Below are 25147 nucleotides of genomic sequence, written 5' to 3'. Positions count from 1 at the left end.
GCCAGCTCCCACATGGGTCAGCTTTGCGGGACTACTCGGCGTATACCGGGTAATCGATGTACCCCGCTGCCGTCCCGCCATATAAACCCTCGGCCTTCAGCGGATTCAACGGCCATCCGTTGAAAATCCGCTGCGGCAGGTCTGGGTTGGCAATGAACGGCCGCCCGAACGCGATCAAGTCCGCCAGCCCGGCTTCGACCAAATCAGCGCCGCGTTCAGCGGTGTAGCGGCCGGCGTAGATGATGCGCCCACTGAAGGTTTCGCGCACTGCGCGGCGGAACGATTCGGGCAATACCGGGGCGTTATCCCAGTCGGCTTCGGCAATGGACACATAGGCGATGCCCGACGCCTCCAGCACCTTGATCGCTTCGAGGTAGGTGTGGTGCGGGTCGTCTTCCACCAGGCCGATATACACCCGGTCCTGATCAGTGCCGCTGAACAGCGGTGAGAAACGCACCCCCAGGCGCTCTGGCCCGACCACTGCGCTGACGGCTTCGACGATCTCGCGCAGAAAGCGCAGGCGGTTGTGCAGCGAGCCACCGTATTCATCGTCACGCTGATTGGCGTGGGCCGAGATGAACTGGTTGACCAGGTATCCATTCGCCGAATGGATCTCTACCCCATCGAACCCGGCATCCAGCGCATTGCGCGCCGCCTGGGCGTAGTGCCCGACCAGTTCCTCGATCTCCAGGGTGGTCAAGGCACGCGGCACAGGCGGTTGCTTCAACTCACCCTCGCCCGGTGCCGTTTCGATGAAGGCCTTGGCCTGCAGCGCCTGGATTGCCGACGGTGCGACAGGTGCCGCGCCGTCTGGCTGCAAGGCGTTATGGGACACCCGGCCAACGTGCCACAGCTGGGCGAAGATCACCCCGCCTTCGGCGTGCACCGCGTCGGTGACCTTGCGCCAGCCGTCAATCTGCGCCGGGGTGTAGATGCCTGGCGTCCAGGCATAACCCTGGCCACGCGGTTCAATCTGTGTGCCTTCGCTGACCATGAAACCGGCACTGGCACGCTGGCGGTAATAGTCAGCCATCAAGTCGGTGGCGATATCACCCGGCTGGGCACTGCGCTGGCGTGTCAACGGCGGCAACACAATACGGTTGTTCAGCGTATGGTGACCCAGCTTTACTGGGGTATTAAGCACATTGTCAGTCATTCAATAATTTCCAAATTCTGGACGTGCTAAAGCATTGGCGACTTATAAAAGTCGCCAATGCAGTAAGCGGTTAGTTAAGTTAAGCGGTGAGTGTCAGCAGGGCTTTGGCGACGTCACTGGAACTACCAGGGTTTTGCCCGGTTACCAATAAACCATCGGTAATGACAAAGGATTGCCAGTCAGCACCTTTCTCATAAAGGCCGCCCAACCGCTTGAATTCATCTTCAACCAGGAACGGCACTACATCGGTCAGTTCCACCGCTGCCTCTTCCGAGTTGGAGAACCCGGTAACGCGACGCCCCTTGACCAACGGTTGACCATTGACCGCCTTGACGTGACGCAAGGCGCCCGGTGCATGGCAGACAAAGCCGATCGGCTTGCCAGCGCGCTCGAAGGACTCGATCAGGGCGATCGACACCGGCGACTCCGCCAGGTCCCACAGCGGGCCGTGGCCGCCTGGGTAGAACACGGTGTCGAAGTCATCGGCGTTGACCGAATCCAGCTTCAGCGTGGTCGCCAGGGCCTGTTGCGCAGCCGTATCGGCGGCGAAGCGGTGGGTCTGTTCGGTCTGGAAGTCCGGCTGGTCGCTTACCGGATCCAGAGGCGGCTGGCCGCCGGCCGGTGAAGCCAGCACAATCTCGGCACCGGCGTCCTTGAACGCGTAATAGGGGGCGGCAAACTCTTCGAGCCAGAAGCCGGTCTTGCGCCCGGTATCGCCGAGCTGGTCGTGAGAGGTCAGTACCATTAATACTTTCATTTTCCAGTGCCTCGATAAGTGTGGTTGTCAGTCTGTTCAGGCTGCCCCAACAACTGCCGGGTCAACCCCAGTGCCTCGTCGAAAGGCGCCGCTGTGCGGGTGATCTTGCTCATGACGCTGGTCCCCAGCCACAACGCATACAGGCGCTGGGCCAGGCTTTCGGGGTGTTGCGTAATGATGACCGAACCGTCGTCGACGCCCTGCTGCAAGGCCTCGGCGAGCAAGCCGATGGTGCGTGCGGTGCCGCGCTGCAGGGCCAGGCGCATCGGCTCTGAAAGGTCTGACACCTCGGCACCGAGTTTGACGGCAAGGCATTTGCCTGCATCGGTACAGCCGGTCTGGTTGTTGATCCAAGACTGCCAATAACGCATCAACTTGGCGTGAAGGGTTAAACCCGGCTGGTCGAACAATTGCTGCATGCCGTGCACGTAGTGGTCGAAGTAGTGGTCGAGCAATACGACGCCGAACGCATCTTTGGAGGTGAAGTAGTGATAAAACGAACCTTTGGGTACTTGGGCGGCTTGCAATATTTCGTTCAGGCCTACCGCAGAAAATCCTTTGCGACCGACAAGACGTTGCGCGGTATCCAGAATGGTCTGTTTTGCACTTTTGGTTTCGCTGTTCATGCTTCATCCCGTCCGATTAGACCAGTCGTCTAGTTCGTTGAGGGAATCTTAGGAGGCTGTCCAGACCCGCACAATGTCAGATCCGCAAGGATTCCGGACATGACGCGAAGGCAGTTGCCGTTTACCCGGCACGCGCCGACAATCCCCCTTCCCGCGCCCTTTGGAGAATGACGATGCACAGCGTTGCGCTGATGGTTTACCCGAACTTCCAATCCCTGAGCCTCAGCCTGGGTTCGGTGTTCGAGTGCGCGAACCTGCTGCGCGGCGAGCCGGCCTATGAATTTCATCTGGTCTCGGAGAGCGGCGGCGCGGTGATGACGTCCCAAGGGTTCTCGGTGAACACCACGCCGATCCGGCCGGAGGGTTACGACACCCTGATCGTCAGCGGCTACCTGGAATTCCGCCTGCCGGAAGCCAACCTGCTGGAACTGGTCAAGGCCGCCTCGGCCCAGTCGCGGCGCGTCGCCTCATTGTGCATGGGCATTTTCGTGCTGGCCGAAGCCGGCCTGCTGGAAGGCAAGCGCACCACCACCCACTGGATTCACGCCCCGGCCTTTCGCAAGCGCTACCCGGACATTCGCCTGGAAGAAGACAAGCTGTTTATCGTCGACGGCCACGTGTGGACCGGCGCCGGCATGAGTGCCGGCGTCGACCTGGCCTTGGCCATGGTGGAGAACGACTTGGGCAGCGACCTGGCACGCCGCATCGCGCGCAAGCTGGTGATCGCCCAGCGGCGCGGCAGTGAGCAATCGCAGTTGTCGGCGCTATTGGAACTGGACCCGAAATCGGACCGCGTACAACTGGCCCTGGCCTACGCCCGCGAGAACCTGACCCACGATCTGTCCGTGGAAGCCCTGGCCGATGTCGCCCGCCTGAGTCCGCGCCAGTTCAGCCGAGTGTTCCGTGAAGAAACCGGGCAAACGCCGGCCAAGGCCATCGAGTCCCTTCGGGTAGAAGCCGCACGGGCGATGATGGAGACCAGTCGCCACCCGGTTGAGGTGGTGGCCCGCGAAACCGGGTTTGGGGATCGCGAGCGCATGCGTCAGGCGTTTTTAAGGGCGTTTGGGCAGCCGCCGCAGGTGATGCAGCAGGCGCTGTTTATCCCAGGTTAGGCTGATAGCCAAACAGCGATTTCACTTCCAGATAGTCCTCCAGGCCAAATACCCCCCACTCACGGCCATTACCGGACTGCTTGTACCCGCCAAAGGGCGCGCCGTTATCCGCCTTGCTGCCATTGAGATGGACCATCCCCGTGCGCAGACGGCGGGCGACCCTGCGCGCGCCTTCCAGCGTGCCGGCCGTGACGTAACCCGACAGGCCATAGGGGCTGTCATTGGCGATGGCAATCGCCTGTTCTTCGCTGTCGTAGGGAATGATCACCAACACCGGCCCGAACACCTCTTCGCGGGCAATCGGCAGGTCGGGGTGGACATCGGCAAAGACCGTGGGCCTCACGTAGAAGCCGCGGTTGATGCCTTGCGGCCGCCCTGCACCACCGCATACCGGTGGGATGTCCACGGCCGCCAACAGCGCCTGCACCCGTTCGAACTGCGCCTGGTTGGCCAGGGGGCCCATGGCAGTCGCTGGATTGCTATCGTCAAAGCAGACCTGCGCGGCAATCTCCTGGGCGATCGCCACCGCCCGCGCTTGCAAGGCCCGGGGCACCAGCAGGCGCGTCGGCGCATTGCAGGACTGGCCGCTGTTGCGAAAACAGCTGCTCACACCGTGTCGCACGGCAGCGTCCAGGTCCGCATCGGCAAGAATCAGGTTGGCCGACTTGCCGCCCAGCTCCTGAGAGACACGCTTGACCGTGTCCGCTGCCGCCTTGGCCACAGCGATGCCCGCGCCGGTGGAACCGGTAAACGAGACCATATCGATCCCGGCATGCCGGGCGATGCCGTCGCCCATCGTAGGACCGTCGCCATTGACCAGGTTGAACACGCCCTTGGGCACCCCGGCATGGTCCAGGATATCGGCCAGCAGCATCGCCGACAGCGGCGCCTTTTCACTGGGCTTGAGCACCATCGTGCAGCCCGCGGCCAGGGCCGGCGCGAGCTTGCAGGTGAGTTGGTTGAGTGGCCAGTTCCACGGTGTGATCAGGCCGCACACCCCTATCGGTTCGCGGCTGATCAGGGTGCTGTCGTGGGCATATTCGAAGGCATACGTCTTGAGCACGTCATACGCACGCTGCAAGTGGCCCAACCCCGCGGGCACATGGGCACTGCGCGCCAGCGAGAGCGGCGCGCCCATTTCCTGGTGCACGCATTGCGCCAGGGCTTCGCTGTGCTGGCGATAGCCATCGATGATCGCCGCCAGCACTTCCAGGCGTTGCTCGCGCGTCCATTGCCCATAGCTGTCGAAGGCCCGCCTGGCCGCGGTGACGGCGCGGTCGAGGTCGGCCAGGGTGCCGAGGCTGATGGTGGCGACGGTTCGCTCCGTCGTCGGGTCGACCACCGGCAAGGTGTCGCCGCCGAGAGGCTTGACCCACTGCCCGTCGATGTAAAAATCCAGGTGATTCATCGCGTCGCCTCAAGTGCCTTGCCCAAGGCGCTGAACACCTGCGCGACCTGTTCCTGGTTGATGATGAGTGGCGGCGACAGCACGATATTTTCGCCGGAGGCGCGCACCAGCACGCCCGCCTCGAAACACCGCTGGGCCACCTCTGCCGCCCGCGCTCCGGGGGCGCCCTCGCGGGGCTTGAGCTCGACCGCGCAAAGCAGGCCGATGGCACGCACATCCAGCACCAGCGCCTGCTCACGCAAGGCCAGCGCGGTGTTCTGCCACAACGGCGCAATCTGCCGCACATGCGCATTGAGGCCCAGCTCTTCGTGCACCTCCAGGGTCGCCAAACCGGCGGCGCAGGCCAGTGGATGGGCCGAATAGGTGTAACCGTGCATCAGCTCGATGGCCTGCTCCGGGCCTTGCATGAACGCCTCGTACACCGCGCCGCTGACCAGCACGCCGCCCATGGGCACCGCGCCGTTGGTGAGGCCCTTGGCCAAGGTCATCAAGTCCGGGGTGACGCCAAAGGCCTCGGCGGCGAATCCATGGCCCACGCGGCCGAAGCCAGTGATGACTTCATCGAAGATCAACAGCAGGCCGTGCCGATCACAGATCTCGCGCAGCTTTTGCAGGTAGCCCAGGGGCGGCGCGTAGACCCCACCCGAGCCGGTGACCGGTTCGACAATCACTGCCGCCACCGTAGCCGGGTCGTGTACTTCCAGTAAGTGCAGCAACGCATCCGCATAATGCGCGCCCTGCTCCGGCTGGCCGAGGCTGAAACGCGAGCCAGCGTCATAGGGCAGCGGCAAGTGCGCCACGTCGCCGAGCAACGGCCCGAAGTCACGCTTCTGCCGGCCGATGCCCGACACCGACAGACCGCCAAACCCCATGCCGTGGTAACCCTTGGCACGGCCGATCAGCTTGGTGCGCCGGCTATCGCCTCGGGCCTGATGATAGGCGCGCGCGATCTTCAAGGCGGTGTCCACGGCCTCGGAACCGGAGTTGGTAAAGAACACCTTGTCCAGGTTGGCCGGCGCTTTGGCGACCAACTGATCCGCCAGGATCAGCGCCGCCGGGTGGCTCATCTTGAACGAGGACACAAAGTCCAGGCGCCCTGCCGCTTCGCGAATGGCCTCGACGATACGGGGCTGGCCATGCCCGGCATTGACGCACCACAACCCGGCCATCGCATCGAGCACGTCGCGCCCTTCGGTGGTGGTGTAGTGCATGCCAGCGGCGCGGTCGAACAGCATCGGTTGGCGGTTGAAGGGGCGCATCGCGGTAAAGGGTGCCCACAGGGAAGAGGTCATCAGTTGTACTCCTTAAAGCGGGATTCGTGAGCCGATCAGGGTCGGGCGTTGCAGGGCACCGGCGTTGGTGTTGACGCCCCGGTCGAAACGCAGGCGCCCGTCCTGCACGCGGCCGGTAACGTGGTCGCCAAAGGCGGTTTCGACGAAGCGCCAGTCCATACGTAACTCACCTTCCGTGGACCAGCAGGCCTGCGCGACCACAGCGGTCTGTTCTGGCTGATACTGGTGGTGCAAGTAATTGCCGGTAAGGCTGGTGAGGGTCTCGATCGGCTGTCGGAAACCGGCGCGCACGTGATGAGTGCCGCGATGATCCACCAGGGTGAAATCGCAGTAATCCGCCTGGAAATCGAAGGCCACTTCGCGCACGCCATCCTCATTCGGTTCAATGGCGAAACGGCCCTGCAGTGCACGGCTGGCGGGCGAGCTTTGCAGACCCTGCAGCGTCGGCAGGCGCAGGCCGTCGATCAGCGCATCCAGTTGCGCCTGGCTGGCATTGGCATCAACGGCGGTACGCCCCAGCGCCGGGAACAGGTGCTGCCACAGCGCCGCGTGCAAGCGCTTTTCCCCCAGGCGCAGGCCGCAGGTGAAGACAATCACCGTGTCCTGTTCCGGCAGCACCATGCACTGCTGGCCGAACACGCCCGAGGCGTAATAACCGCCGTGTTCGGTCATCCACCATTGGTACCCATAGCCTTCACGCTGGGCTTCATTGGCTTTGTTCTTGTCGCGCGGCAGGTACTGCTTGCCGTCGAACTCCCCCATCCACACGTCCTGCACCTGATTGCGCGTGGCCTCACCGACCCACTCTGGCGACAGCAACTGGCGCCCTTGCCATTGGCCGTGGTTGAGGTGCAACACGCCAAACTTCAACGAATCTTCGCTGGTGCAACTCAAGCCATTGCCTCCAGAGTTGAACCCACCGGGAGCCAGGTCCCACTCCAGGTGATCGAGGCCCAGATAGTCGAGGACGCGCGCCTGCAACAACGCGTGCATCGTCTGCCCAGTGACCTGGGTGACGATGGCCGACAACATGAAACTTGACGCACTGCTATAGATAAACGACTGCCCAGGTGGCTCGTCCACCGGCTCATTGAGAAAGGCTTCGACCCAGCTGCTTTGCAGGTTGCGCCAATCGCCGCCAGAAATGCCACGGGTGTGACCGGTGCGCATGGTCAGCAGGTCTTCCACGGTCATGGCCGCCAGGTTGGCGCTGATGGGTTGCGGGCACAGCTCGGGAAAAAAGCTCACCACCTTGGCATCGAGGCTCAAGCGACCGTCGTCGATCAACAGGCCGATCGCCGTGGCCGTCCAGCTCTTGGTGGCCGAATGCTGCACGTGCAGGCGATGCGCCGAATAGGGCTGCCAGTACGCCTCGGCCACCACCGCACCCTGGCGATACAGCAGGAAACTGTGCAGCTCTAGGCCTTGCTCGGTCACGGCCTGGAGGAAGTCAACAACGCCGGCCGGGTCGACGCCGCGCTCATGGGGCAAGGCTCTGGGCAGCGGGATGTAGGTCATGATGGGTCCTCAATGATGTTTTTATATTTCAAATAGTGCAGATAAAGTTTTATTCGCTGCGGACCTGATGTATTTGAGGCCCCTATAATTCAGTTTTTCCGGGTATCCTTGCCTCCCCTGTCACAGGAACGACCTCGCACCATGTCCCAACTCACCTCGCTGCAGACCAAAGTCGCCGGCCAGATCCTTGCCGCCATCGCCAGCGGCGACCTGCAACCCGGTCTGCACCTCAAGGAAGTGGAACTGGCCCAACGCCTGGGCGTCTCGCGCTCGCCCATTCGCAGCGCACTGGCGTACCTGGCCGAACAGAAAGCCATTGAGCCGCTGCCGCAACAGGGCTATCGCGTACCGCTGGAAACCACCGAAGGCTTGGCGCAGCACTTCACCGAGCTGCACAACGAAGAGGACGAGTTGTACACGCGGCTGATCGACGACCGTCTGAACCAGGTGCTGCCCGACCAGATCTCCGAGAGCGACCTGCTGCGCCGCTATGGGGTCGGCAAAAGCGTGCTGCGCCGCTGCCTGTTGCGCCTTTCCGACGAAGGCGTGATGCAACGCAAGCACGGACACGGCTGGCAGTTCCTGCCGACGCTGAATAGCCCGCAGACTCGCTTCGAGAGCTACCGCTTCCGCATGCTGCTGGAGCCAGCCGGGTTGCTGGAGCCGACCTTCAAGATCAACCCCGAACAATTCCGTCGTTGCCGCGAACGCCAGATGGAACTGCTGGAAGGCAAAGTCGATGGGCAACGCTTTATCGAATACAACGCCGAATTCCACGAACTGTTGGCGGCGGCATCGGGCAACGGCTACATCCTGCAGGCGATCCAGCAGCAGAACCGGTTGCGTCGACTGACCGAGTTCCACACCGTGAACAATCAGGAAAGGGTCAAGGTCTCGTGCTGTGAACACCTGGCGATTCTGGATGCCCTGGAGCAAGGCGATAACGAATGGGCGTCGACGCTGCTGCATCGACACCTGGATGTGGCGAGCAAGTTGCGCGTGGCACGCAACAAGGGATGAGGCGCGCGCGCCCATGCCCCTGACGGGCCCGACCCGGCCTCGAAGCACGCTCGAAACCGGCCAGACCTTAACCACACACGCAACCCCTGTCGCAATGGACATGTACACCGACAGACCGCCATCGCAGGCAAGCCAGCTCCCACACTCACACCACGTCGCCCCCACTTTCATTACCAAAGCGCCACGGTATAACCGACAATCACCCGGTTCTCATTCATATCCCGTAAATAGTTAGCCTTGCTCAACCCATTGCGCCAACGCAACGACACCCCTTTCAGCGTTCCAGACTGAAACACATACCCCAAATCGATATCCCGCTCCCACTCACGTCCCTCCCCCGCAAACCCCTTCACCTGCGCCTGATCACCCTTGGCCCAACGCGTTGAAAACGTCAGCCCCGGTACACCCAGCGCCGCAAAATCAAAGTCATAGCGCGCATGCCAGACCCGCTCATTGGTCTGCGAGAAATTACTCAACTGATACTCGGAAAACAGATAGGTATTGGTCCCGTCCACATAAGTAAACGGGGTGTCCCCATATTGCTCCTGATACCCCCCACCCAGACTGTGCCCCTTGTAGCTGAACATCGCCCGCGTACTCAGCGCACGGTTATCCACCTTGCCCGCCAAGCCAGCACCGGACTTGTCCGCATCGAAATAACGGATATCCGTCTTGAGCGTGCCACCGCCCAGGGCGAAGCTGTTTTTCAGCCCTACGAAATGCTGCTGGTAGATATCCTCCAACTGCGCAAAGTGGTAGCTCAACGTCATCCCCGGCGTGAGCTTGTAATCGCCACCGGCAAAGCGGAAACGATCACTCTTGGCGGTGCTTTTGTAGGCACCGCTCTGGCTGGTCAGCCCCATGTCTTCGTATTCGGTGGATTCGCGCTGCTTGGTGTGGTCGATCTGCCCGCCGATCAACGCCAGCCCGGCGATGTCCGTGGACGTCACCTGAGTGCCCCGGAAGGTCTGCGGGAACAGTCGGCTGGTGTTGGGCTGCAAAGTCGGCAGGTCCGGCAGCAGGTAACCGCTGCGCAGCTCGCTCTGGGCGAAGCGCACCTTGCCGGTCACGCCGTACTTGGAATACTCGTCATGGGCGCGCTTGGAATAGCTCGGCTTGCCCGGCGTGGCATCGTTGTCCCTGGACAACAGGCCGGAGCCGGAGCGGTCCGGGCTGGAATCGAGCTTGAGGCCGAGCATGCCTACCACGTCCACACCAAAGCCGACGGTGCCTTCGGTAAAGCCAGACTTGAGGTTGAGGATAAATCCCTGGGCCCATTCCTCACGCTTGGATTGCCCGGCGTCTTCACGGTAATCGCGGTTGAAGTAGTAGTTCTTGAGGTCCAGATCTGCCTTGCTGTCCTTGATGAAGTCAGCCTGGGCCGGGGCACACAGCAGCCCCCCGCTCATGAGGCCGACGCCCTTCAAGATCAGGTTGAGAGTGTTGTTGTGCATGTTCTTGGCTCCTGGCAGTCGTTATGGGTGAGTAGGTCTTATTGTTTTTCTGGGCACGACATTCCCCATCGCGCAGACGTGAGGGTCTGCGCGCCGGGTGAAATCAGGGGTTTAAATGGCCGGTCGTATTCGGTAGCCACCGTCCGGCAGTTGCTCCAGCGGGCTGGCGGCGGCCAGCAGTTGCCGGGTGTACGGGTGCTGCGGGTGATCGAAGATCTGCTCGCGCGCGCCCACTTCCACCACATTGCCCTGATGCATCACCGCAACCCGATGGGCAATGCGCTCCACCGCCGCCAGGTCATGGGAAATGAACAGGCAGGCAAAACCGTACTGCGCCTGCAGACGTTCGAACAGTTCGAGGATCTGTTTCTGGATAGTCATGTCCAGCGCCGAGATCGGTTCGTCGGCAATCACCAGTTGCGGGTGTCGCACCAATGCCCGGCCAATGGCGACGCGCTGGCGCTGGCCGCCGGAGAGCTGGTGGGGGAAACGCTCGACAAACTGCTCGCCCAGGCCGATGTCCTTGAGGGTTTGCGTTACCCGTTCACGGCGCTCGGCGGCATTCAGGCCAGGTTCGTGGCGCAACGGTTCGGCGAGGATTTCTCCGATTTTCATCCGCGGGTTCAGGGACGAATAGGGGTCCTGGAAGATCATCTGGCATTGCAGGCGATGGGTACGGTTGGCGGTCTTGAGGATGTCCACGCCTTTGAAGCGGATCGAGCCGGCACAGGGTTTGATCAGGCCCACCAGGGAACGCCCGAGGGTGGTCTTGCCCGAGCCGCTGCCGCCCACCAGCGCCAGGGTTTCGCCGGGGGCGATCACCAGGCTGGCGGAATGCACCACGCGGGTGTGCTGACGCTTGCCCCAGAACGTGGTCGGCCCAGGGTGTTCGATGCACACCTGATCCACTTCAACCAAAGGCTCGTTGCTGACCGGCAAAGGCGCCAGCACGCCCCGACGCGGCAACGCTTCCAACAGCTGGCGGGTGTACTCGGCCTTGGGCGCGAGCAGGATGTCTTCGATGCTGCCCTGCTCCACCGCCTTGCCGTGACGCATCACCACCACCTTGTGGGCGTACCGCGCTACCAGCGACAGGTCATGGCTGATAAACAGGATCGCGGTGCCCTGCTCGCGGGTCAGTTCGAGCATCAACTCGATCACGTCCAGTTGCGCCAGGCAGTCGAGGGCCGTGGTCGGTTCGTCGGCGATCAGCAAGGCCGGGCGCAGCAGCATCACCGAGGCCAACATGATGCGCTGGCGCATGCCACCGGAGAATTGGTGCGGATAGGACTCCAGGCAGCGCTCGGCGGCCTTGATGCCGATACGGCGCAACATGGTCAGGCAACGTTCGCGGATTTGTGGAGGGTCGAGGTCGGTGTGCAGCTTGAGCGCTTCGCTCATCTGTTGGCCGATTTTCAATGCCGGGTTGAGCGACACCATCGGTTCCTGGAACACCATGCCGATGCTGGCGCCGCGAATCGCACGCAGCGCTTCAGTGCTGACACTCGCCAGGTCGCGCCCCTGGAAATCCAGACGTCCGCCGCACACTTGCATCGGCAACGGCAGCAGGCCGATGGCCGCGCGGGCAGCCATGGTCTTGCCGCTGCCGGACTCCCCCACCAGCGCCACGATCTCACCCGGCGCGATGCTGAAACTCAGGTCATCCACCGCTAATGGGCCGTGTTCGCCCACACGGATCTTCAGGTGTTCGACGTTCAACAAAACAGGATCGGCGGACATGTTCACTTCCTCATCCGGGGGTCAAGACGATCACGCAGGGCGTCGCCAAACAGGTTGATCGCCAGCAATGTCAGGCAGATAAACAGCCCGGGGAACACCCCCAGCCAGGGTGCCGAAGCGATGTACGGCCGGCTGCTGGCAAGCATGTTGCCCCAGGTCGCCGCCGGCGGCGGTACGCCCAGGCCGAGGAAGCTCAGGGCGCTTTCCGACAGCAGCGCCCAGCCGAACATGCTGGTGGCCAGCACGCATAATGGCGCCAGGCAGTTCGGCGCGATGTGGCGCAGCATGGTGTACAGCTCGGAGTTGCCGATCACCCGCGAGGCTTCGATGTACTCCAGCTCACGCAGGGACAGTACGGTGCCGCGCACCACGCGCACCACCGACGGCGTGTAGGCGATGCCCAGGGCCAGCACGATGCCGTACTTGCTTGCGCCGATGATCGCCATAATGCCCAGCGCCATGAGGATGCCGGGAAAAGCCAGCAGCGCGTCGTTGAACATCATCAACACGCGGTCAGTCCAGCCGCGCAGGTAACCGGCAAGCATGCCAATCAAGGTGCCTGCCAGCACGGCAACGCTGACCGTCAACAGGCTCACCCACAAGCTGGTGCGCGCGCCAATCAACAGACGGCTGAACACATCGCGGCCAAATTCGTCGGTGCCCAGCCAGTGAGCAGCCGACGGGGCCTGGAAGCGCGACATCAGGTCGATCTTCAGCGGGTCGAACGGTGACCACACCAGCCCCATCAACGCCAGCGCAATCAACACCACCAGCAGCCCGCCACCGATCAAGGCGTTGGCCGGCGCCCACACGCGCCGACGCTTGGCCGCTACGGGCACGGCAATAGTCGAACTCATAACTTCACCCTTGGATCGAACAGCGGATAGAGCAGATCCACACACAGGTTGACCAGCACGTAGATAAAGGTGATCAGCAGCAAGCAGCCCTGCAGCACCGGATAATCGCGGGCGAAAATCGCGTCCACCATCAGCCGGCCGATGCCTGGCAGGGTGAACACGGTTTCGAGTACCGCGATGCCACCCAGCAGGTTGCCGAGAATCAGCCCCACCAGGGTCCAGGTCGGCGCGAAGGCGTTGGGCAACGCGTGTTTCCACAACACCGCGCGCTCCGACAAGCCCTTGGCCCGGGCATGGGCGATGTATTCCAGGCGCAGCACTTCGATGGTGCTGGCCCGCGCCATGCGGGTGATCGCGCCGACTTCCACCAGGGTCAAGGTCACCACCGGCAGCACCATGTAGCTCATGGCTTGCCACGGCGCCTGGGAGAAACTGACGTAGCCCACCACCGGCAACCAGCCGAGCTGGATGCCGAACGCGTGCAGCAACAGCAGCCCGAGCCAGAAGCTGGGGATCGACAGCAGCAAGGTCGCGATGGACACCAGCCCCAGGTCGAGCGCGCTGTTCTGTTTCCACGCGGCAATCAAGCCAATGGGCACCGCGATCAGCGTGGCGAACAGCACAGCCACCAGCACGATGGTCGCGCTGACGCTGAAGCGGTCGAGAATCAGCGGCAACACAGCCTGCTTGGTGCTGATGGAAAACCCCAGGTCAAAGCTCAACACGGCCTTGAACCAGATCAGAAACTGCGTCACCAGCGAGTGATCCAGGCCGAGGGTGTGGCGCATGTCAGCCAGGCTTTGCGGGTCGGCCATGTCGCCGAGCATCAGCAGCGCCGGGTCACCCGGAATCAGACGGATCAGCGCGAACACCATCACTGAGATCAGCAACAGGGTGGGGACCGCCATGGCCAGTTTTTGCAGGATAAAACGCAACATGCTGGAGGCCCCGTTATTGCGCCGCGAGGCTGACGCCCCACAGCCGTGGCGACGACACCGGCCACGAATGGAAGCCCTTGACGCTGTCACGCAGCGCTGCGGCGACCGTGCCGTTGTAGATGATCACCATCGGCGTGTCGTGGATCATCATGGTGTGCAACTGGTCGAACAGCGCCTGGCGCTTGGCCGTGTCACTCTCGCGCACCGCGTCACGCAGCACCGCCTGGGCCTGTGGGTTGTCCCAGACCTTGCGCGGTTCCTTGGTCTTGTCGCCCATCAGCGAGTCGAAGCTGGTGGCCGGGTCCAGGCGCGAGGAGTAAGAGAACGCCATCATCTGGTAGTTGCCACTCTGGTAGCGTTCCAGTTGGGTGCCCCATTCCAGGGTTTCCATCTGGATGTTCAAGCCGCTGGCCACGGCCATCGCCTGGCTCAGCAGGCCCATGTCGAACATTTGCGAATAGCGTTTGTTGACGATCATCTTGATCGGCTGGCCGTGGTAGCCGGCCTCTTTCAACAGGCGCTGGGCTTCCTGCGGGTCATAGCGATAACCCTGCTTGGCGGTGGCGCTGTAGAACGGACTGGTTTGCGGGATCGCCGAGTTGTTCGGCTCGGAGGTGCCGTTGGAGAGCGCAGTGACCATCTGCCCGTAGTCGAGGGAATGGGCGATGGCCTGACGGATGCGCACATCCTTGAGCAGCGGGTCGTTGGTCTGGAACAGCAGGCCGCAGATGGCCATGATCGGGCTGAACGAGATCTGCACACCCGGCGTGGATTTCAGCTCTTGGGCGTCGCTGGCGCTGACGTTGGGCAACAGGTCGATGTTGTTGGACATCAAGGCGGCCTTGGCCGACGAAGGATCGGGAATCACCATGAAGCGCACGGCGTCGACCAGGGCGGTCTTCTTGCCGGTAAAGCCGTCCGGCCCGGCGTCATCGCGCGGGCTGTAGTCCTTGAAGCGCGACAGCACTACGTACTGTCCGGGCTTCCATTCGCCGAGGCTGAACGGGCCGGTGCCAATCGGCGCTTTCCAGCTGCCGTCCGCCGCCAGCGAGTCGGGGTGCAGGATGCCGCTGCCACCACAATCGGGGCGCGCCATCGAGGCCAGGAACAGGCCGCTGGGCTGGTCGAGATGGAAGACAACCGTGAGGGGGTCCGGGGTGTCGATGCCGGTGATTTTCGCCCCACCGCGGCCATCGAACTCTGCCAGGCAGCGCCATTGGGTCTTGGGGTTGAGGTAGCGTTCCCACGTCCACTTGACGTCCTGGGCGGTCAGCGTCGCACCGTTCTGGAAGTGCACCCTGTCGCGCAATGTGAAGGTGTAAGTCATGCCGTCGTCAGAGCGTTTGACCTCGCGGGCCAGCAACGGGCCGACGGAAGCGTCTTCACGGTGGGCCACCAGGCCCTCGACGATGTGCAGCATCACCGTGTCGGTATTTTCGTCACGGTTGACGCCGGGTTCGGTGCTACGGATATCGGCGTTCAGGCCGACACGCAAGGCGGTCTCGGCCTGCGCAAGGCCGGCGCCCAATGCAAGGGTGACGCACAGCGTTCCATTGAGTAAGCGATTCACGGGAGATGTTCTCCTTCGCTGAAAAGACCGGCCAGGGGCAGGAGCCGGCTTCAAGCCTGTGTTAGGTCGTTGTTGTTATGGCCTGATCGAAATCAGTACCGCGGATGTTTTTGTTTTTTTAAATTCGCCTGAACATATTCACAGCAAGCATCATCCTTGTAAATGTTTTTTTAAGCATATAAAAACATTGATGGCTAAGTCACAGGCAAAAAAAAGAGGCCGAAGCCTCTTTCAGGGATGAGCCGGCGCGCGTCAATCAGTGCAACGCCGCCCGCGTAATCAGGTAACTCACCAACTGCGGGTCATCCTCCAGCTCAATCGTCTGCACCGGACGCGGCAGGTTATCCAGCACCGTGCGCCAGAACGCCTGGGACACTTCGTCCTGATCATAGAAGCGCACCAGCCAATCGGCTTCGCCGCTGCACAGCACCTGGCTGGCGATGGCGCGGCCGATGCCTTTGCGGCGATAGCGCTTGAGGACGAACACGTCGGCCAGCTCCAGGGCGTCGATGCCCGGCAGCTCGCTGCCTTCGATCAACAGGAAACCAGCGATATAGCCATCCACCAGCAGCAGGTTGGCGCTCCATTGCGGGTCCTGCCAGTAACGGCTCAGGTGTTCGTCATGGATATAGAAACGGCCATCGGCCTCGACATCCTCCTGTTCCCAGTCAGAAGATTCATAGGCGTAGTACTGGTAAAGATTGCGGATCAGCTCGGCGTGCTCCGGGCCGGTCTGGATCAATTCGACGGTGACTTCGGGCATGAGACTCTCGGTGAAAAAACACAGGGCGCCATTGTTCACAAAACCTGGGAGCAGGCCAATAGAGCGGCCAACCTTTCTACTTGCTGAACCGATTGCAAATAGGTGTTGCCTGCCCCAACCCCCTGAAACATTTCGAATAAACTCCGCGAAATTGCCTCCCCTCTTTCAAGGACACGTATTGTGAGCAACGTCTGTTCCGCCGGCCTGGATGTAGGTTTTGCCTCCCTGGATTACCTGCAGATCTTCATCCTGGGCGTGATCCAGGGCATTACCGAGCTGCTGCCGGTGTCGTCCACCGCCCATATGCGCGTAGTACCCGCCCTGCTCGGCTGGCAGGACCCCGGTTCGGCGTTTTCCGCGGCCATGCAATTGGCGGCGCTGGCGGCGGTGGTCAGTTATTTCTGGCGCGATGTACGCCAAGTGACCACCGGCAGCATCGGCGCGGTGCGCCGAGGTGACTACAACGACCGCTGGTTCAAGCTGGCGGTGGCGATTGTGCTGGCGACCATCCCTATCGGCATTGCCGGCCTGGTGCTGTCTTCGACCCTGAATGCGTGCAACTCGCCGTTGCGCGGGCTGATGGTGATCGGCATTTCCTGCGTGGTCATGGCCGTGCTGCTGGCGGTGGCCGAAGTGCGCGCACGCCATACCCGAGAGGTTAGTGAGATGCGCCTGCGAGATGCGTTGATCGTGGGCATTGCGCAGATTGGTGCGCTGATTCCGGGCGTCTCGCGTTCCGGCTCCACCCTCACCGCCGCGCTGTTCCTCAACTTCAAGCGTGAAGAGGCCGCGCGGTTCTCGTTCCTGCTCGGCCTACCGGCCATCGCCCTCGCCGGCCTGAAGGAGCTGTGGGTGCTGTTGCATGCCGATATGCCCGCCCATGCCTGGCCGCATTTGCTGTTCGGCCTAGTGGTCGCGAGCATCTCGGCGTTCTTTGCGATCTGGGGCCTGATGAAGTTCCTGGAGCGGTTCTCCACCTGGCCGTTCGTGATCTATCGCGCGTTGCTGGGGATCTTCCTGATCGTGGCGGTCAGCACCGGCTTGCTGTAGGCGCGAGCTTGCCCGCGAAGCACACAAGGGCGGCGCCGCGTTATCGTTGACGACCTTCGCGAGCAAGCTCGCGCCTACAGCTTGCGCTCGGCCAGTTCCTCCAGAAGGTCGGCCGAAGGCACGAAAAACAGGCCGCCGGTGACCGCCGTGCTGAAGTCCAGCAGGCGGTCATAGTTACCGACCGGACGGCCGACGAACATGTTTTCCAGCATCAATTCCAGAGGCTCCGGCGAGCGCGCGTAGCCGATGAAGTAGGTGCCGAACTCGCCTGCGCCCGGCCGGCCGAAAGGCATGTTGTCCCGCAGGATCTTCACTTCCTCGCCGTTCTTGTCGGTGATGACCGTCAGCGCGCTGTGGGAATTGCTGGGCTTGGTCTCTTCGTCCAATTCGATATCCGACAGCTTGGTACGCCCGATCACCTTCTCTTGGGCCTCCACTGTCAGGCTGTTCCAGGCGGTCATGTTATGCAGGTACTTCTGCACCAGTACGTAGCTGCCGCCTCGGAATTCGTTGTCTTCATCACCGACGATGGTGAACCCCACGGCCTTGCGCCCCACCGGGTTCTCGGTGCCGTCGACAAAGCCGATGATGCTGCGCATATCGAAATAGCGGAAACCCTGGACCTCATCCACCACCTTCACGCTGTCGCCCAGGGCCGCCATCACGTGGGTGGCCAGTTCGAAGCACAGGTCCATCTGTTCGGCGCGGATATGCAGCAGGATATCCCCCGGTGTCGACACGGCTTTGCGCCCTTCCACACCGAACTCGCGAAATGGGTGCAGCGCCGCCGGGCGCGGTGCACCGAACAGTCGGTCCCACGCGTCCGAGCCAAACCCGCACACGCAGGTCAGGTTGCCCGCTGGCACCCGCTTGCCCACCGAGCGCACCAGCCCGGCGAGGTCCGCGCACCAGCCACGCACCTGGTCTTCACCGCCGGGGGCGACGGTGGCAACCATGAAAATCGCGCTACTGGTGATGGGATGGCAGACAGATTGCGGCTCAAGGGGCGGCTGAACGGAGGATGGCGTCATGGTGAAAGTCCAGGCTAAAGGGCGAGATTGAACCCGCGCAGATTAGCAGATCATTTCCGACAGCTTTCCCACACTTCACGAATCAACGCCTGCATCTTCAGCGCTTCTGCCCAGCGCTCACTGATTTCGCGACCGTCCGCGCCGGTAATCGCATAGGGCGGCGGGCCCAGTTCGCAAGTGAAGGCCAGGCTCTGCGGTGTGTCGGGCCGGGTCAGCCAGTCTTCGATCCCGTAGCGCCACCACTCGGTAAAACGCCGTACCCAGGCTTGATGCTGGGGAAAGTCCAGGGAGACCTTCACCTGTTCGCTGCTGGCGACGCGGCCGTGGAAACCCCAGCTGTGGCGCAGAATTTGGCGAATCTGCTCGTCGTCCTCAGCGGCGCCAGGCTCGGACAGTTCACGCCCGACCACGTAGTGGGACAGGTCGGCCAGCAGTTTCAAGTCGGGCATCTGTGCCAGCAAGTCGAGGGTGAACAGCAGGTCATTGGTGAGCCGATAACGGTGGGTTTCCAGCAGCACCGGATAGTCCACCTGCTCGGCCAGGCGCTGCCAGCCTTCGACCAATCGGGCCGCCTCGGATTGGGTACGCGGGCGTACGTCGGCTTGCAGGGTGAGGTGGTGGCAGCCGTAGCCGCTGATCACATCCAGCGCGGCCGCCAGGTCGTCCACCGTTTGCGGAAACAACTGGCCTTCGATCTGCAGGCCCCTGGCCGTGGCGGCGGCGTGCAGGCGCGCGACCTCAGCGGGCTTGAAGTAATGGTCGGTAATGCCGTCGAAACCGGCGGCCTTGATGCGGTCGAGTTGGGCATCGAGCGAACCGGGTTCAGTTTGCATGGCCCACAGCGATTGGAACACCAGGAATTGGCGCATATCAGCCTCGCAGCAGGTGTTTGAGGGACAGCTCGGGGTCGGCCAGGCTGGCGGGGGCCAGCGACAGGTGTGCGCTGATCAGGCGTTCGCAGAGCTTGATGTCCTTGGCCACGCTGTTGCCCGGTGCCCAGCCGCAGGCACCTTGCAAGCGCTGATCGGCATCCAGGTAGAACAGCAGCATGCCACCGCTCGCCAATGGACGACTGACCATCAAGGGTGTAATCACACCCACGGTCTGCACGCCCCAGTCGTACTGGTCGGACCAGAAACCGGGGAGTGCCTCGAACGGCACCTCGCGACCCAGCAGGTTCAGCGCCGCATGCCGCCCCTGGGCCTCGGCGTTGCGCCAGGTTTCCTGGCGCTGGTATTCGCCACCCAGGCGAAACTCGCACACGTCACCGGCGGCATAAATGCCCGGCGCGCTGGTGCGTAGGTGGCTATCGACGCGAATGCCCTGCCCTACTTCCAACCCCGCCGCTGCGGCCAATTCGATATTGGGTTGCATGCCGATGCCAACCACCACCAGGTCGCAGGGCAAGCGTTGCCCGTCCACCAGCCACACGGCGTCGGCCTGGATGGATTCCAAGGCCACATTCAAGCGAACGTCGACCCCGTGCTGACGATGCAGCGTCAGCAGCGCCTCGCTGATGACCGGCGGCAACACCCGCCCCGCCAGGCGTGGGCCGGCTTCGAGCAGCGTCACCTCGCAGCCCAGGCCACGTGCCGTCGCTGCCACTTCCAGGCCGATAAAGCCACCACCGACCACCACCAGCCGCGTACCAGCCTTCAACGCACTGCGCAGGGCCAGCGCCTCGTCATGGGTGCGCAGGTAAAGCACATGGGCCTGCTCCTGGGGCAAGCGTCGCGCCCGGCCACCAGTGGCCAGCAGCAGACCGGCATACGGCAGCCACTGGCCGTCGGCGAGTTGCAGGCGATGCTGCTGCGGCTGCAGATGCGTCACTGGGTTACCCGCAATGTGCTCGATGCCCAGTTCGGCCAGGCGTGCGCGGTCGCACAAGCTGTATCCGGCCAGGTCCGCTGTGCCCTGCAACAGGCCTTTGGACAACGGCGGCCGCTCGTAGGGCAAGTGCGGTTCATCGCCTATCAGAATCAGGCGCCCGGTGTAGCCTTCTTCACGCAAGGTCAGTGCCGCACGGCCACCGGCATGGCCGGCGCCGACGATGATCAGAGGGGCGTTCATCATCACACCGTGACGGCGAGCAACACCCGCCCCGCTTCGACCCGCACCGGATAGGTCTTGAGGTTGACGCACACCGGCGCGCCGAGGGCCTTGCCCGAGCGGTAGTCAAAGCGCCCGTTGTGCTTGGGGCACTCGATCACGTGGTCCATCACCAGGCCGTCGGCCAGGTGGATGTTCTCGTGGGTGCACAGGCCGGCGGTGGCGAAAAACTCATTCTCGGCCGAACGGTACACCGCGTAGGTATGCGGGCCGTGGTCGAAGCGCAGCACGTCTTCCGCGTCTATTTCGCCCACGGCGCAGACGTCGATCCATTGATCGTTCATGGTGTTTTTACCTTGTAGTGAGCGAGCTCGCGCTGGGCTGCGAAGCGGCCCCACGATCGAGCGTTCAGGTTTGTCTGAAAATAAGCGCTGGGTTTATTGGGGCTGCTGCGCAGCCCAGCGCGAGCAAGCTCCCTCGCCACGGGGGTTGTGTGCCAGTGGGCGCTGGATGAAGTAGGTCGGGTCGCTGCGCTGCTTCCAGATCGTCGGCAAGATTTCCTTGTACGCCTCGAACAGGTTGGCGTAAGGCGGCGGGCAGTCGCTGCGGATTTCTTCGTGCAATTGCGCGAGCGCGTGGTACGGCACCATCGGGTACATGTGGTGTTCGAGGTGGTAGTTCATGTCCATGTAGATAAAACGCAGCACGCGGTTCATGTAGATGGTGCGGCAGTTGCTGCGGTGGTCCAGCACGTCTTCGGCCAAGCCGACATGCTGGGTGAGGCCGAACAGGTAACCTAGCCAGGCGCCGTAGAGGCTGGGCAGGCCAACCAGCATCAGCGGCAGCCAGCTGTGCAGGTACAACGCGGTGCCGATCACCACGGCATAAATACCGACCCAGATGCGCGCCGCACGAAACACTTTGGGCCATTCGGATTCGGGAATGAAGTCCGCCTCCTGGGCACTCATCTTGCCAATGGCATGGCGCGCTACGCCACTGAACGTCTTCCAGGCCAGGGGCAGGTTGAACAGGCTCAAGAACATCATCAAGAAGCTCGGCGGGCGCGGTTCGACGATCTCCGGGTCGCGGCCAACCACGATGGTGTCGGTGTGATGGCGGGCATGGCTCCAGCGCCACACATGGGGTTCGAAGATGCACATGAAGCTGGCGACCTGATACAGCACGTCGTTCATCCAGCGGGTCTTGAACGCGGTGCCGTGACCGGTTTCATGCCAGCGCGGGTTGGACGCGGTGCCGTACAGCACGCCGTAGGCGAGGAAGAACGGCACACAGGCCCAGGTGCCCCAGAACCAGTAGCCACCAAAACCGGTGGCAAACAGCGCGCTCACCCAAATAGCGGTGTCGAGCAGGGCCGGGCCGTCGCGGCGCTGCATCAGTTCTTTCATGCGCTTACGTGAGATGGGGGATTGGTACCAACTGGCCGAGACCAGGCCTTTATCAAAGGCGCGGGCGGCTTCGGGGCCGGTGAGGCTGTAGTCGCGACGCGAGATAGGAGCGGTGTGTTCAGGCATTGTTATTGTTCTCCACAAGCGGGTGGTTTCTGGTGCTGTGTGAAACCCACCATAGAGAACGGGTAATTCACCCTCAAGGCCTTGAATCCATTCCCTATCAAGCTATCATCCAGGCCCAGCGGGGCTTGATAGTTTTCTATCAAGACGCTCAAGGGGCCTGTCATGAACAACAAAAAACGCCCAACCATCGCCACCGTTGCCGCCCATGCCGGGCTCAGTGTGGCCACCGTTGACCGCGTGTTGAATGCACGCGCGCCGGTCAATCCTGAAACCGCCGAGCAGGTGTTCCAGGCGGCCGAAGCCGTGGGGTATTTCGCGGCGCGGTTGATCGGCCAGCGTATCCGCGAACGCCGGCCAACCTATCGCTTCGGCATCCTGTTACTGGCTACCGCCCAGGCGTTCTATGCCAGCCTGGCGCACGCGATCAGCGCCGCCGCCGAGCAGCATGCGGGCGCCAACCTGACGTGCCAGTTCGACTACATCGTTGATCGCACGCCCGCCGCCATCGTTGCGCAAATCGAACAGCTGGCCGTGCAGTGCGATGGCCTCGCGGTGGTCAGCTTTGCCCACCCGCTGATCAACGCCTGCCTCAAGCAGATTCGCGAAGCCGGCGTGCCGGTGGTTGCCCTGCTATCGGACATTCACGAACAGGCCGAAGAACCCTATGTAGGCCAGGACAACCATGTGGTCGGCCGCACCATGGGCTGGCTGCTCGCGCGCACCTGTGGCGCGCGCAAAGGCAGCGTGGGGATTCTGCTCGGCGGCCATCGTTTTCTCGGCCACCAGGCGCGGGTCGAAGGCCTGCACAGCTACCTGGCCGAGCACGCGCCGGGGCTCAAGCCGTTGGAGCCGCTGATCAACCTCGACAACTGCGATATCACCGAAGAAGCCACCCTCGACCTGCTCAGCCGCCACAGCGACCTGCGCGGGTTATGCGTGGTGGGCGGCGGCGGTGACGGCATCATCAGCGCCCTGGCACAGTTGCCCAAGCGGCCGGCGTTGTGTTGCATCTTGCAGGAGTCGACCGAGCTGTCACGCCACGCACTGCGCCAGGGGTTGATTGATGTGGTGATGGATTCGCAGCCGGGGCAGACAGCAATAGCGCTGGTGCAGTTGATGGTGCAGTTGCAGAGCACTGAGGCGTTCGATCCGGTACAGCAGCGGGTGTATATCCCGCCGCAGATCGTGACGTCGGAAAACATGGGTAGCTGACACACGGCGCCTACAAGGGGCTGCGGAAATCTGCGGCATTCAGGCCAAACCGACTCATCTTGTTGTACAGCCCACCCCGCGACACGTTCAGTTGTCGCGCAGCCAGGCGGATGTTGCCGCCAGTGTTTGTGAGTGCGGCGACGATGGCGTGCCTTTCGTGGCTGCTGAGGTCCTGGGCGGCTTGCGGTTCGTAGGCGCGCAGCGGGGCGCGTTGGCGGTTTTCCAGCGGCAGATCCACCGGTTCGATCAGCGCCCCCATCGCCAGGTTGGTCGCCCGTTCGATGCTGTTTTCCAACTCGCGCACATTGCCCGGCCAGCCATAGGCCGACAGCAATGCCATCGCCTCCGGCGAAAAGCCCTGCACCGATTTACGCAGCGAGCGTGCGAAGCGGGCCAGGAAGTGCCGCGCCAGCAGTGGAATGTCTTCGCGGCGCATGCGCAGCGGCGGCACGGTCAGGTTCAGCACGTTCAGGCGGTAGTAGAGGTCTTCGCGAAACGCGCCCTGCGCAACCGCCTGGCTGAGGTTGCGGTGGGTGGCGGCGATGATGCGCACGTCCACTTGCCGCGAATTTTTCGCGCCCACCCGAGTGATTTCACCCTCCTGCAACACCCGCAGCAGGCTGACCTGGGCATCGAAGGACATGTCGCCAATCTCATCGAGAAAGATGGTGCCGCCATCCGCCAGTTCGAACTTGCCCGCCGAGCCGCCACGGGCCGAGCCGGTGAACGCACCTTCGACGTGGCCAAACAGCTCGCTTTGCACCAGGTCTCGTGGAATCGCGCCGCAGTTGACCGCCACGAACGGGCCGTTGCAGCGGTCGCTGCCATTGTGGATGGCCTGGGCGAACAGCTCCTTGCCGGTGCCGCTTTCGCCAAGGATCAGGGTGGTGGAATCACTGCGGCTGGCGATGCGCCCCAGGTGCAGCGCGTCCTGGATCGCCCGCGAGCTGCCCTGAATGGTGTCGAAGGTGTAGCTGGCCTGGGTGCCGATAATGCGCCGGGTGATTTCGCGGATGCGGCGGTTCTCTCGCAGTGACACGATCACCCCGCCCTGCTCCAGCGGGCACACCGAGACCAGGCAGGCGAGTTGACTGCGGTTGTGCAGGTGGAAGGTGCAGTCGCGGTCGCGAACGGCCTCACCCATCGAGTCGCTTAATTCGCTACGGCCCAGTTGCTGGAACGGCCGACCGATCAGCTCCAGCCCCACCCCGAACAGTTGCCGCGCATAGCGGTTGAGCGCCTTGATACACCCTCGCTCATCCAGCACCACCAGGCCTTCGTTGAGCACTTCGAGGACGGTTTGCTGTTCTTCCAACAAACCATGCAGCGCCATCTGCCGCGATACGGCTTCGGCTGCGGCCTGCACCGTGCCGAGGGTATGGAAGTGAAACCAGCCGGGTTCAGCGGTGAGGGTCAGCATGGCCACGGTCTGGCCTTGGGTATTCTTGATCGGTGCGGCGGCGCAGTGCATGCGGCGCTGGCGCAGGCCGATGCCGAAATTCTCCTCGGCCAGCACGTACACCAAGTGATCCTCGGCCAGCGCCAGGCCGGTGCAGTTGGTGCCTTGCACCGATTCCAGCAGGCGACTGCCCACGGGGGTGATGTCCAGCCCGCAGAAATACAAGGTGGTGCCATCGGCGTCGGTGAGGTTGATATGACCGCGCGGGTTGTAGGCCAGCAAACCGTGCATGACTTGCGCGGCGGCGGCGATCAGCACGCGGTGGTCGGCCTGGGTGGCGGCCAGGGTGTCCGCGGCGACGAAGCGGTACGCGTTGTCTGCCGGGTCAATACCCGCCTCGACACTGCGCCGCCACGACGCCCAGATCACTTGGCGCACGTGCGCCGGGCGCTCGACCTGGCCGGCCAGGCAGTCGTGCCATGCCTGCTCAAGCGCGGGAACCGGGCCATCATTCAACGCGGCAGGCCCCAGGGCCGTCAGGTAGTCAAGGTCTTGCACGCTGAACGCCATGCTCATGAGGGCAGTTTCCATGTTCACATTTTTGACATGTCAGTATAGACATGTCATCAGAATGAACACTTTTTGTTTTCACATAACCATTAA

At 62.7% G+C, this 25147-nt stretch carries 22 protein-coding genes; 4 read left to right on the top strand and 18 right to left on the bottom strand.

Features of this window, described 5'->3' with window-relative positions; all coding sequences use genetic code 11:
* Positions 1 to 31 precede the first annotated feature (31 nt).
* The 3 genes from PF1751_RS10645 to PF1751_RS10635 all read right to left on the bottom strand — a co-directional run bounded on the left by PF1751_RS10645 (position 32) and on the right by PF1751_RS10635 (position 2539).
* Positions 32 to 1156 carry an alkene reductase gene (locus PF1751_RS10645; RefSeq protein WP_010211174.1) on the bottom strand — a complete coding sequence of 375 codons (1125 nt, stop codon included), beginning with the start codon at positions 1154 to 1156 and terminating at the stop codon, positions 32 to 34.
* A 79-nt stretch (positions 1157 to 1235) separates the two neighbouring features.
* Positions 1236 to 1913, bottom strand: coding sequence for a type 1 glutamine amidotransferase domain-containing protein (locus PF1751_RS10640; protein WP_010211175.1), 678 nt, complete (start codon positions 1911 to 1913; stop codon positions 1236 to 1238).
* Complete coding sequence (locus tag PF1751_RS10635; protein WP_010211176.1) at positions 1910 to 2539, bottom strand: TetR/AcrR family transcriptional regulator; 630 nt, start codon at positions 2537 to 2539, stop codon at positions 1910 to 1912. Before PF1751_RS10635 ends, PF1751_RS10640 begins: the two co-directional genes overlap by 4 nt.
* 173 nt (positions 2540 to 2712) lie before the next feature.
* On the opposite strand from PF1751_RS10635, the gene PF1751_RS10630 reads away from it, so the two are divergent.
* Positions 2713 to 3651: a GlxA family transcriptional regulator gene (locus tag PF1751_RS10630; protein ID WP_010211178.1), complete on the top strand. Its 939-nt coding sequence runs from the start codon at positions 2713 to 2715 to the stop codon at positions 3649 to 3651.
* On the opposite strand, the gene PF1751_RS10625 is transcribed toward PF1751_RS10630, so the two are convergent.
* The 3 genes from PF1751_RS10625 to PF1751_RS10615 are packed head-to-tail and all read right to left on the bottom strand — an operon-like array spanning position 3638 to position 7869.
* Positions 3638 to 5059, bottom strand: a complete 1422-nt coding sequence (locus PF1751_RS10625) for an aldehyde dehydrogenase family protein (RefSeq protein ID WP_044286990.1) — start codon at positions 5057 to 5059, stop codon at positions 3638 to 3640. The genes PF1751_RS10630 and PF1751_RS10625 overlap by 14 nt on opposite strands.
* Positions 5056 to 6351 carry an omega-aminotransferase AptA gene (aptA, locus tag PF1751_RS10620; RefSeq protein WP_044286989.1) on the bottom strand — a complete coding sequence of 432 codons (1296 nt, stop codon included), beginning with the start codon at positions 6349 to 6351 and terminating at the stop codon, positions 5056 to 5058. The genes PF1751_RS10625 and aptA overlap by 4 nt, the downstream gene beginning before the upstream one ends.
* 12 nt (positions 6352 to 6363) lie before the next feature.
* Complete coding sequence (locus PF1751_RS10615; protein ID WP_044286988.1) at positions 6364 to 7869, bottom strand: serine hydrolase domain-containing protein; 1506 nt, start codon at positions 7867 to 7869, stop codon at positions 6364 to 6366.
* 141 nt (positions 7870 to 8010) lie between these two features.
* On the opposite strand from PF1751_RS10615, the gene PF1751_RS10610 reads away from it, so the two are divergent.
* Positions 8011 to 8889, top strand: coding sequence for a GntR family transcriptional regulator (locus PF1751_RS10610; protein ID WP_010211184.1), 879 nt, complete (start codon positions 8011 to 8013; stop codon positions 8887 to 8889).
* Positions 8890 to 9059: 170 nt separating this feature from the next.
* Here the strand turns inward: PF1751_RS10610 and PF1751_RS10605 are convergent, their stop codons facing one another.
* The 6 genes from PF1751_RS10605 to PF1751_RS10580 form a co-directional block, all read right to left on the bottom strand.
* Complete coding sequence (locus PF1751_RS10605) at positions 9060 to 10298, bottom strand: OprD family porin (RefSeq protein ID WP_373422407.1); 1239 nt, start codon at positions 10296 to 10298, stop codon at positions 9060 to 9062.
* Between the two features lie 156 nt (positions 10299 to 10454).
* Positions 10455 to 12083 carry an ABC transporter ATP-binding protein gene (locus PF1751_RS10600; protein ID WP_021493324.1) on the bottom strand — a complete coding sequence of 543 codons (1629 nt, stop codon included), beginning with the start codon at positions 12081 to 12083 and terminating at the stop codon, positions 10455 to 10457.
* Between the two features lie 2 nt (positions 12084 to 12085).
* Entirely contained in the window at positions 12086 to 12940 is an 855-nt protein-coding gene (locus PF1751_RS10595; protein WP_010211188.1) for an ABC transporter permease, read from the bottom strand.
* Positions 12937 to 13878 (bottom strand): ABC transporter permease, encoded by a 942-nt coding sequence (locus tag PF1751_RS10590; protein ID WP_010211189.1) that lies wholly within the window; start codon positions 13876 to 13878, stop codon positions 12937 to 12939. Before PF1751_RS10590 ends, PF1751_RS10595 begins: the two co-directional genes overlap by 4 nt.
* Before the next feature lie 13 nt (positions 13879 to 13891).
* The gene (locus PF1751_RS10585) at positions 13892 to 15448 is read right to left on the bottom strand and encodes an ABC transporter substrate-binding protein (RefSeq protein WP_010211190.1); all 1557 of its coding nucleotides are present in this window, start codon (positions 15446 to 15448) and stop codon (positions 13892 to 13894) included.
* A 256-nt stretch (positions 15449 to 15704) separates the two neighbouring features.
* A complete protein-coding gene (locus tag PF1751_RS10580) occupies positions 15705 to 16211 on the bottom strand; it encodes a GNAT family N-acetyltransferase (protein ID WP_010211191.1) in 507 nt (168 codons plus the stop codon).
* 180 nt (positions 16212 to 16391) lie between these two features.
* On the opposite strand from PF1751_RS10580, the gene PF1751_RS10575 reads away from it, so the two are divergent.
* Positions 16392 to 17261 carry an undecaprenyl-diphosphate phosphatase gene (locus PF1751_RS10575; RefSeq protein WP_010211192.1) on the top strand — a complete coding sequence of 290 codons (870 nt, stop codon included), beginning with the start codon at positions 16392 to 16394 and terminating at the stop codon, positions 17259 to 17261.
* Positions 17262 to 17335: 74 nt separating this feature from the next.
* Here the strand turns inward: PF1751_RS10575 and PF1751_RS10570 are convergent, their stop codons facing one another.
* The 5 genes from PF1751_RS10570 to PF1751_RS10550 all read right to left on the bottom strand — a co-directional run bounded on the left by PF1751_RS10570 (position 17336) and on the right by PF1751_RS10550 (position 21873).
* Positions 17336 to 18292: a Dyp-type peroxidase gene (locus PF1751_RS10570; protein WP_029529177.1), complete on the bottom strand. Its 957-nt coding sequence runs from the start codon at positions 18290 to 18292 to the stop codon at positions 17336 to 17338.
* A 50-nt stretch (positions 18293 to 18342) separates the two neighbouring features.
* Positions 18343 to 19161, bottom strand: coding sequence for a sugar phosphate isomerase/epimerase family protein (locus PF1751_RS10565; protein ID WP_044286987.1), 819 nt, complete (start codon positions 19159 to 19161; stop codon positions 18343 to 18345).
* A gap of 1 nt (position 19162) precedes the next feature.
* The gene (locus tag PF1751_RS10560; protein WP_044286986.1) at positions 19163 to 20362 is read right to left on the bottom strand and encodes an NAD(P)/FAD-dependent oxidoreductase; all 1200 of its coding nucleotides are present in this window, start codon (positions 20360 to 20362) and stop codon (positions 19163 to 19165) included.
* 2 nt (positions 20363 to 20364) lie between these two features.
* Positions 20365 to 20685 (bottom strand): MocE family 2Fe-2S type ferredoxin, encoded by a 321-nt coding sequence (locus PF1751_RS10555; RefSeq protein ID WP_010211196.1) that lies wholly within the window; start codon positions 20683 to 20685, stop codon positions 20365 to 20367.
* A 93-nt stretch (positions 20686 to 20778) separates the two neighbouring features.
* Positions 20779 to 21873, bottom strand: a complete 1095-nt coding sequence (locus PF1751_RS10550) for a fatty acid desaturase family protein (RefSeq protein WP_010211197.1) — start codon at positions 21871 to 21873, stop codon at positions 20779 to 20781.
* A 162-nt stretch (positions 21874 to 22035) separates the two neighbouring features.
* On the opposite strand from PF1751_RS10550, the gene PF1751_RS10545 reads away from it, so the two are divergent.
* Positions 22036 to 23085 carry a LacI family DNA-binding transcriptional regulator gene (locus PF1751_RS10545; RefSeq protein ID WP_044286985.1) on the top strand — a complete coding sequence of 350 codons (1050 nt, stop codon included), beginning with the start codon at positions 22036 to 22038 and terminating at the stop codon, positions 23083 to 23085.
* A 10-nt stretch (positions 23086 to 23095) separates the two neighbouring features.
* On the opposite strand, the gene PF1751_RS10540 is transcribed toward PF1751_RS10545, so the two are convergent.
* Positions 23096 to 25060, bottom strand: a complete 1965-nt coding sequence (locus PF1751_RS10540; RefSeq protein ID WP_044286984.1) for a sigma-54 interaction domain-containing protein — start codon at positions 25058 to 25060, stop codon at positions 23096 to 23098.
* Positions 25061 to 25147: the final 87 nt, after the last annotated feature.

Source organism: Pseudomonas simiae (assembly GCF_000934565.1).
In the GTDB taxonomy this organism is placed as follows: Bacteria; Pseudomonadota; Gammaproteobacteria; order Pseudomonadales; family Pseudomonadaceae; genus Aquipseudomonas; species Aquipseudomonas simiae.
This window is presented reverse-complemented; position numbering and strand designations above follow the sequence as displayed.

Coding starts and splice junctions, on each gene's coding strand:
- PF1751_RS10645 (WP_010211174.1), bottom strand. CDS start 1,156: ATGACTGACAATGTGCTTAATACCCCAGTAAAGCTGGGTCACCATACG.
- PF1751_RS10640 (WP_010211175.1), bottom strand. CDS start 1,913: ATGAAAGTATTAATGGTACTGACCTCTCACGACCAGCTCGGCGATACC.
- PF1751_RS10635 (WP_010211176.1), bottom strand. CDS start 2,539: ATGAACAGCGAAACCAAAAGTGCAAAACAGACCATTCTGGATACCGCG.
- PF1751_RS10630 (WP_010211178.1), top strand. CDS start 2,713: ATGCACAGCGTTGCGCTGATGGTTTACCCGAACTTCCAATCCCTGAGC.
- PF1751_RS10625 (WP_044286990.1), bottom strand. CDS start 5,059: ATGAATCACCTGGATTTTTACATCGACGGGCAGTGGGTCAAGCCTCTC.
- aptA (WP_044286989.1), bottom strand. CDS start 6,351: ATGACCTCTTCCCTGTGGGCACCCTTTACCGCGATGCGCCCCTTCAAC.
- PF1751_RS10615 (WP_044286988.1), bottom strand. CDS start 7,869: ATGACCTACATCCCGCTGCCCAGAGCCTTGCCCCATGAGCGCGGCGTC.
- PF1751_RS10610 (WP_010211184.1), top strand. CDS start 8,011: ATGTCCCAACTCACCTCGCTGCAGACCAAAGTCGCCGGCCAGATCCTT.
- PF1751_RS10605 (WP_373422407.1), bottom strand. CDS start 10,298: ATGAGCGGGGGGCTGCTGTGTGCCCCGGCCCAGGCTGACTTCATCAAG.
- PF1751_RS10600 (WP_021493324.1), bottom strand. CDS start 12,083: ATGTCCGCCGATCCTGTTTTGTTGAACGTCGAACACCTGAAGATCCGT.
- PF1751_RS10595 (WP_010211188.1), bottom strand. CDS start 12,940: ATGAGTTCGACTATTGCCGTGCCCGTAGCGGCCAAGCGTCGGCGCGTG.
- PF1751_RS10590 (WP_010211189.1), bottom strand. CDS start 13,878: ATGTTGCGTTTTATCCTGCAAAAACTGGCCATGGCGGTCCCCACCCTG.
- PF1751_RS10580 (WP_010211191.1), bottom strand. CDS start 16,211: ATGCCCGAAGTCACCGTCGAATTGATCCAGACCGGCCCGGAGCACGCC.
- PF1751_RS10570 (WP_029529177.1), bottom strand. CDS start 18,292: ATGACGCCATCCTCCGTTCAGCCGCCCCTTGAGCCGCAATCTGTCTGC.
- PF1751_RS10565 (WP_044286987.1), bottom strand. CDS start 19,161: ATGCGCCAATTCCTGGTGTTCCAATCGCTGTGGGCCATGCAAACTGAA.
- PF1751_RS10560 (WP_044286986.1), bottom strand. CDS start 20,362: ATGAACGCCCCTCTGATCATCGTCGGCGCCGGCCATGCCGGTGGCCGT.
- PF1751_RS10555 (WP_010211196.1), bottom strand. CDS start 20,685: ATGAACGATCAATGGATCGACGTCTGCGCCGTGGGCGAAATAGACGCG.
- PF1751_RS10550 (WP_010211197.1), bottom strand. CDS start 21,873: ATGCCTGAACACACCGCTCCTATCTCGCGTCGCGACTACAGCCTCACC.
- PF1751_RS10545 (WP_044286985.1), top strand. CDS start 22,036: ATGAACAACAAAAAACGCCCAACCATCGCCACCGTTGCCGCCCATGCC.
- PF1751_RS10540 (WP_044286984.1), bottom strand. CDS start 25,060: ATGAGCATGGCGTTCAGCGTGCAAGACCTTGACTACCTGACGGCCCTG.